The organism is Paenibacillus xylanexedens, assembly GCF_007676705.1.
Taxonomy (GTDB): Bacteria; Bacillota; Bacilli; order Paenibacillales; family Paenibacillaceae; genus Paenibacillus; species Paenibacillus xylanexedens_C.
Genome location: NZ_VEBF01000942.1, coordinates 1 through 220, shown reverse-complemented (window position 1 = coordinate 220; position 220 = coordinate 1). Strand labels below are relative to the sequence as shown.

General features: G+C 54.5%; 1 protein-coding gene. It reads right to left on the bottom strand.

Going from position 1 to position 220, the window contains the following annotated elements:
• Window positions 1–18: 18 nt before the first annotated feature.
• Window positions 19–220 (bottom strand): hypothetical protein (locus FS628_RS32485; RefSeq protein WP_222125373.1); only part of this gene is annotated, 202 nt, incomplete at its 5' end.

Sequence of the window (220 nt, the reverse complement as noted above, 5' to 3'; positions counted from 1 at the left end):
CAACATCACCATCCCCCACTATACCCCATTCACTCTAATCCCACCCCAACCAGTCCCATTCATCTCTTTCATCCCCCAGGTCACTTCCTGCCTCCACTCACTCAACCCCACACATTCCTCAAAGAAACAACAATCATCACCCCCCCACCACGCACCAAACCCATCCTCATGCTTCCCGTGCTCGCAAGCGGAGTACAGCAGATCTGCCGCAAAGGGTAGC